This window comes from Akkermansia sp. N21169, from assembly GCF_029854675.1.
Classification (GTDB): domain Bacteria; phylum Verrucomicrobiota; class Verrucomicrobiia; order Verrucomicrobiales; family Akkermansiaceae; genus Akkermansia.
On sequence record NZ_JARWNC010000039.1, the window covers coordinates 360793 to 367387 of the forward strand.

Genomic DNA, 6595 nt, shown 5'->3' on the forward strand with positions numbered 1-6595 from the left:
CACGCAAGGCGTTTCCGGGAACGGATTCCATGACGATACGGTTGTTAAACACTGACTTCGGCAGCTTCTTGCTCCGGTTTTTCTTCTCCTGCCTCCTGGCTGCCTTCCAGAAGGCTGAGAAAGTCTTCCCAATTGGAGGGAAGTGCCGGGGTTGCCTTGAGGGCATTGATGATGATGCCGGTGCGAATATCGGTCATGAGTTGTTCGAAGAGGACATAGGCATCCGTTTTGTATTCAGTAAGCGGATTTTTTTGTCCTTGAGCCCGGAGATTGACTCCATCCCGCAATTCTTCCATGCTGCTGAGGTGTTCCTGCCAGTTGTTGTCAATCATCTGGAGCATCAGGGAGCGGAGGGAATAATCCATATATTCGGGAGAAAGGACCTGTTCCTGTTCATGGAAGCTTTTGGTTAGTTCTCCGATGATGATGTCGGCGATTTCTTCCTGGGTTTTCTCTTCGAGTTCGGAGGTTTCCTGAGGAAGGGAGATGGAATAGGTAGCTCCCATCCATCCGAGAAGGGAATCGATATCCGTGTCTCCCTCGGCATTTTTGATGTTCTCGGCAACCTGCCGAGGGATCATATCCCGGAGGAGATCGAAGAAAATGTCTTCCGGGTGCTCGGTTTTGAGGACCTCGTTGCGGAAGCTGTAGAGGACTTCGCGCTGAGTGTTCATGACATCGTCGAAGTCGAGGACATGCTTGCGCCATGAATAGTTGCGTTGCTCTATCTGTCGTTGGGCATTTTCTACTGTGGCGCTTGTGGGGATGCGCCGGGAGTCCGGTTCGTCCAGGGAATCTTCGATCATGCGGCTGGATTCCCGAACATCGCCGAAATTGCGTAGAAGGTCGTCTTCCAGTGAAATGAAAAACTGAGTGACGCCCGGGTCTCCCTGACGTGCCGCGCGTCCGCGTAGCTGGCGGTCGATGCGTCTGGATTCATAGTGCTCGGTACCTAAGACAAACAGGCCTCCCAGTTCGGCAACGCCCTCTCCAAGTTTGATATCGGTTCCGCGTCCCGCCATGTTGGTGGAGATGGTCACGGCTCCTTTTTGTCCAGCGAGGGCGACGATTTCCGCTTCACTCATATGGTTCTTGGCGTTGAGGACGACATGAGGGATGTGAAGTCTGTTCATCATGCGGGAGAGCGTTTCCGAGGCATCGACACTGGCTGTACCGACGAGAATGGGCTGACCTTTGGCGTGGATTTCTCGAATACGGGCAATGGATGCGACGTATTTATCGTATCGAGTCTTGAAAATCAGGGCATTCAGATCAACCCGGCAGCATGGTTTGTGAGTTGGAATAGGAAGGACGTCGAGTTTGTAGATGTCGTGGAATTCCGCAGCCTCCGTTTCGGCAGTGCCTGTCATGCCTGCCAGTTTGCTGTACATGCGGAAGTAGTTTTGAATTGTGATCGTGGCGTAGGTGAGATTGTCCTTTTCCAGTTTGAGCCCTTCTTTGGCAGTAACGGCTTGGTGGAGACCGTCTGACCAGCGGCGCCCCGGCATTTCGCGGCCCGTATGTTCATCAACGATGACGACTTCTTCGTCCCGGATCACGTAGTCGACATCTTTTTCAAACAGGCAGTATGCCTTGAGCATCTGGTTGGTGGCATGAAGGGAAGCTCCCGCCTCGGCCAATTCTTGTTGGACACGGACTTTTTGCTGTTGGCGCGTTTCTCCTGGGTAAGGGGATTCAGCCAGTTTTTTGTTGATATCGGGTAAGATGAATGCGGCCGGATCCCCGGGAGCCAGGAATTGACGTCCCCGTTCCATGAGTTCGGCTTCGCGTCGTTTGCGGTCAACGACGAAAAAGAGTTCTTCCTTGAGGTCAATAAGGGGTTTTTTACTTGCACCTCGATGGAAACGGTTTTCCGTTTTCTCGACTAGAAGGAGAAGATCGGGGTTTTCCATCAATCGCATGAACATGCGGTTGCGTGGTTGTCCTAGTTTTACTTTGAAGAGGATTCTTCCGGCAGCCTTTTCGTCTCCGGACTCGTAAAGGCGCTGGGCTTCGGCAACTAATTCGTTGCAGAGAAGGGTTTGTTTTTTGTAGAGCTGTTCTACGGTGGGCTTGACTGCTGCAAATTGAGTTTCGTCGCCGGAGGTTGCAGGGCCGGAGATGATGAGGGGAGTGCGGGCTTCATCGATCAGGATAGAGTCGATTTCATCGATCAGGGCGAAGTAGTGACCGCGCTGGACCTGTTCGTCAAGACTGGTTGCAATGCCGTTGTCGCGGAGGTAGTCGAAACCGAATTCGGAATTGGTACCGTAAGTGATATCACAGAGATATTGGCTCTTGCGCTCGGCATCGGGCATTTGGTTTTCAATACATCCAACGGTTAGTCCCAGAAAGTTGTAGAGGAATCCCATCCATTGGCTATCCCGTCGGGCGAGATAATCGTTCACTGTAACCATGTGGACTCCCTGACCAGTGAGGGCGTTCAGGTAGACGGGCAGAGTGGAGACGAGAGTTTTGCCTTCTCCGGTTGCCATTTCGGCAATGTAGCCTCGGTGGAGGGCAATGCCGCCCATGAGCTGAGTATCGAAGTGGACCATATCCCATACCATTTCCTGATCGCAGACATTGGTGGAATGGCCGCAGAGGCGACGGGCTGCGTTTTTGACGACGGCAAAGGCGGATGGCAGAATTTTATCCAGATATTTGTCCCTCATTTTCGGGAATTGCGGGGAGATGGCGGCAAAACTTATCTTGGCCGCGTCTAGGCCGGCAGGAGTTGCTTCCACATGTTTGGGAAGGGAAGGGAAGTCGGGGCGCAGTGCATCGAACCTTTGTTGGATAGTCTTGGCCCAAGCAGCTATTTGACCGGGATCGGCTTCGTCGATCATTTTTTTTCTGGGAAGTTCCAGAGGGAGGAAGCGGTGGAGCCAGGACTGCCATTCTTTTGTCATGGCCTGCAGTTCATCGTCCTTTTTGGATTGCAAGGAGCGTTCGAGTTCGTTGATTTTTGCGACGATAGGCTTCAGTTTGTTGATTTCGCGCGTGTTTTTGCTGCTGAAAATTGTGGAGATAAAATTGAACATAAAAAAATGGGGTGAAGGTGTTTGGCCCGGGGGATAGTACGGGCGCTGATGAGGGTAAATGGAATGTGCCTGTTACATACGGCACAGTAGACCGTCGGAATATAAGACGGAATCAAACGAGAATAAGGGACTGCCGTGGTATCAGTGAGGCCGCAGCTTGTCGTAGGGAATGATTTCCTGATAGGAAAGACAGGGAGGAATGTCCTCAAGTATGGCTAAAGTTTCCCCGTCCGGGAGCGAAGCTACAATTTCCGACAAGGGAGATGGGGGAAAGGAAGATACTGTGGAATTGGAGAACCCGGCAGTAACGTCTGTTAGGTATTTACTGGCACCTGCTTTGTAAGAAAATTGATATGGGAATCCGGCAAGGAGGAGGGATACTCTGTCTAATGATTCTTCTGTGGAATCATCGTTGAAATCGCCAGGCAGCTCTTCCTTGTTTTTTCTGATACTTTTGAATCTGCCATAGCGATCCATTCCGTATTTGCCGGATCCGGAACTTACGCGTCGCTGGCGTTGCAGTCTGTGTTCTTCTTCGTTCCAGATGGAGGCAATTTCCGAAGCGTTTGCTGTTGCGCAATGAGACGTCTGTGCCAGATATCCGTTACCCGTCGCCTCCCGGAAGGAATCCTTCCCCATACCCAGACAGCACAGGACGGCAGCCAGGAAACTGAGGAGATGGAAAAGGGAGGACAACATGAAAAGAGGAAGTTGACTAGTATGTACGTTCCAATCGGGGAGATCTGTCAACAGAATGAAGAAAAAACCTTTCCCTTACGGATAACGTTTCAGAAATACTCTGTCTGGCATGATGTACAAGAACGCAATTTGACATTGCTTCCGGGACATGGTGGTGCATCAATGGTAGCATATGCTGGCGAGATGGAGAAATAGCAAGGGGCAGGCGTATTTTGGAGTATGGGAAACCGTCTTCAGGTATGCGATTTTGTTGTGGCTGCTCTGTTTTACATTGATGGCAATTCCGGAATTTAAGAACTATTCGCCTCAGGCGTCATATGCGATGAATGTGTATGACTTCGTGATCAGGATTTTCTTCCTGCTGGAATTTTTCACGCGTCTGATAGTTTCTCGGCATCGCTTGAAGTATTTATTCAGCTTCATGGGAATCATTGATTTACTGGTATGCTTGCCCGTGATCCTGATTTTGGAAGGAATGAACCCGGAGGAAGTTCACTATTCTTTTCGCATGGTTCAGTTGCTGTGTATTTTCAAATTGGCCCGGTTCAATAAGGCTCTGGATCCATTAAAGAAAGCCTTTGGAATGATCCGGAACGAATTTGTGGCTTTCGTTGTTGTCTTTTGCTTTCTTCTCTATTTTCTAGGCATGGGTACTTACCTGGCGGAGCGCGAAGTACAGCCTGAACATTTCGCTTCTATTTTGGATGGACTCTGGTTCGGTGTTGAAACATTGACGACCGTCGGCTATGGAGACATCGTGCCGGTGACTCCTATGGGAAAGCTCTTTTCCGGGTGCATCATGTTCCTGGGGATTGCCCTGATCGCCATTCCTACTGGTCTGATTACATCGGCCATCACTCGCATTTGGCAGCAAAAGGAATTCTTGAACACCATGAAGCAAAATTCTCCGGCCAAAAGTACCAGCCCTCCAGCTTCTGCTTCGGATGCGGGAAAAGATTGATCTTCGTCGGAAATTGGGATAATAAAGGAAACTAAAGTTTGTTCCATGTCCCTCTTTTCTGTCCTCCAGTTTTTACGGGTGCTTATTCCTATTGTAATGATTGGAGGGGCAACTTTGTTCTCTTATGCAGGGGTTGCTGGGGAAAAACCTAATATCCTGGTCATTCTGGCAGATGATATGGGTTGGTCGGATGCAGGCTGTTATGGTTCGGAAATCAGGACTCCTGCCATTGATTCCTTGGCGCGTGAGGGAATGTTATCGACCCGTTGCTATACGATTCCTCGCTGCTCGCCGTCCCGGGCTGCATTGATGACGGGGCGTTATCCGCAATCCGTGGGCATGGGACACTTGGATAATGATCTGGAGTTGCCCGGATACCGCGGGAGGTTGGACCCTTCCTGTCGGACTCTCCCGGAAATCCTCGGTGAGAAGGCTGGTTACAGAACCTACATGTCCGGCAAATGGCATTTGGGTAGCAAAATCGGAGAACGCCCTTGGGAACGTGGATTTCAACGCTACTTCGGGCTTTTGAGCGGCGCGAATTCTTATGTGACCCTTGACAAGGGGCGTCTGATGGCAGAAGACGGCAAAATACTCGAAGCGGCTGATTTGCCGGAAGATTTTTACATGACCGAGGCAATTACACGGAAAGCGCTCTCGTACTTGGATGACGCTGCAAAACATCCGGATATGCCTTTTTTCATGTATGTTGCCTACACGGCTCCCCATACGCCGTTGCAGGCAAGCAGGAGGACAATTGATTCGTACAAAGGCACCTATTCCGAAGGCTTTGAGGCCGTCCGCCTCAAGCGGTTTAAGAAACAGAAGTCTCTTCATATCATTCCGGCAGACACGCAAATACCTGAAAATAGAAAACTTCCTGATACAACAACACGCGAAGAAGATATGCGGATGGCTATTTACGCCGCCCAGATCACGGACATGGACGAAGGAATCGGACAAATTCTTGATCGGTTGAAAAAATACGGAATGGAAGATAAGACTATTGTCTTGTTTCTTTCCGACAATGGGGCGACGAACGAAAATCCGGCTCGAGTCTACAGCCCTTATCCGGGAGAGAAGTGGACGCGCGCCGGGTATGGCAAAAACTGGGCAGTCGTTTCCAATACTCCGTATTTCGGGTTCAAATCCGGGACGTACGAAGGAGGGGAATCTATCCCTTGTCTGGTAAAATACCCTGGTAAAATACCTGCCGGTAAACGTTTTGATGGTATGATGCACATGATTGACATTGCTCCGACTTTGTTGGAATGCGCCGGAGTGCCGGCGCTTGCTGAAATGAATGGCATCAATCTGCTTCCCTATTGGCAGGAAAATCGGGTTGGAAGTCCTTCTCCTTGGAAAAATTCCGTAGCCGCGGGCCTGCCTGAACGTATCTTATGTACTGAACATGAAAAGAAAAGATCTGTTCATTCTTTGTATTGGAAGCTGCATAAAAATGTCCGAGAACGGCAATGGTCTCTGTTTGCCAGCGATGATCGTTGTGAACTAAAAAATGTTGCTTCTGTCCATAAAGATGTTGTGGCAGACTTAGCCAAACGTTATGAGAACTGGGCTCGTTCGAATAACGTCGATGAAAGCATGAGAACCTATTGGCCTCTTCTCAAGGGAAAACAGGAAGAGAAGAAAAAATAATTGCTCATTTAGATCTCATTGTAATGATGTTATGGAAATGTTGGGGAAGCATTTCAAAAAATAATTACAAAGACTGATTGACAAAAACCATGTGACCGTTACTATGAGCGGCACCCCAACCGAGGGGATCACGCCGAAAGGGCAGACCCGCAACGACCCGGAGCTTGAAGAAAGCGAGAGGGACGGAGGGCTGGCCGGCCGGGTGAGAGCGAAGGAAAAGGTTCCGAAAAAGGGG

4 protein-coding genes are annotated in these 6595 nt (G+C 49.9%); 2 read left to right on the forward strand and 2 right to left on the reverse strand.

Features of this window, described 5'->3' with window-relative positions:
• Positions 1 to 44 precede the first annotated feature (44 nt).
• Complete coding sequence (gene secA / locus QET40_RS09230) at positions 45 to 3044, reverse strand: preprotein translocase subunit SecA (protein ID WP_280126883.1); 3000 nt, start codon at positions 3042 to 3044, stop codon at positions 45 to 47.
• Between the two features lie 141 nt (positions 3045 to 3185).
• On the reverse strand, positions 3186 to 3743 hold the full coding sequence (locus QET40_RS09235; RefSeq protein WP_280126884.1) for a hypothetical protein: 558 nt from the start codon (positions 3741 to 3743) through the stop codon (positions 3186 to 3188).
• 172 nt (positions 3744 to 3915) lie between these two features.
• Here QET40_RS09235 and QET40_RS09240 point away from each other — a divergent pair, with 172 nt between their 5' ends.
• Positions 3916 to 4704 carry an ion transporter gene (locus QET40_RS09240; protein WP_280126885.1) on the forward strand — a complete coding sequence of 263 codons (789 nt, stop codon included), beginning with the start codon at positions 3916 to 3918 and terminating at the stop codon, positions 4702 to 4704.
• 45 nt (positions 4705 to 4749) lie between these two features.
• Positions 4750 to 6360, forward strand: coding sequence for a sulfatase-like hydrolase/transferase (locus tag QET40_RS09245; RefSeq protein WP_280126886.1), 1611 nt, complete (start codon positions 4750 to 4752; stop codon positions 6358 to 6360).
• Positions 6361 to 6595 lie beyond the last annotated feature (235 nt).

What these genes read in the sequence shown, in the direction of transcription:
- secA (WP_280126883.1), bottom strand. Translation starts at nt 3,044, where the DNA reads ATGTTCAATTTTATCTCCACAATTTTCAGCAGCAAAAACACGCGCGAA.
- QET40_RS09235 (WP_280126884.1), bottom strand. Translation starts at nt 3,743, where the DNA reads ATGTTGTCCTCCCTTTTCCATCTCCTCAGTTTCCTGGCTGCCGTCCTG.
- QET40_RS09245 (WP_280126886.1), top strand. Translation starts at nt 4,750, where the DNA reads ATGTCCCTCTTTTCTGTCCTCCAGTTTTTACGGGTGCTTATTCCTATT.
- QET40_RS09240 (WP_280126885.1), top strand. Translation starts at nt 3,916, where the DNA reads ATGCTGGCGAGATGGAGAAATAGCAAGGGGCAGGCGTATTTTGGAGTA.